Here is a 255-nt window from a genome sequence, read left to right on the forward strand (position 1 = left end):
CGGGGGAGAGCAACCCGGGCAACGCACCGCCGACCTTCACCACGCTGGTGGCCAGCAGCCAGAACGGCAAGGTGGCCAGCGGCAACGACAACGCGCGCATCACCAGCCTGGAGCAGCTGGATGCGCCACGGGACCTGCCCGCAGGCATGCAGATGCCCATCGGGCTGGTGAGCTTCACGGTGGAGCTGGGTGCGGGCAAGACGGGGGAGAACTTCAGCCTGTACCTGGACCCGGCGCTGGGCATCAACGGGTACT

At 68.2% G+C, this 255-nt stretch carries 1 pseudogene; it reads left to right on the plus strand.

Annotated elements, in window-relative coordinates:
- A pseudogene (locus KW835_RS26705) lies at window positions 1-255 on the plus strand (hypothetical protein); the annotation flags it as partial.

This window comes from Acidovorax sp. sic0104 (assembly GCF_019219095.1).
Classification (GTDB): Bacteria; Pseudomonadota; Gammaproteobacteria; order Burkholderiales; family Burkholderiaceae_C; genus Acidovorax.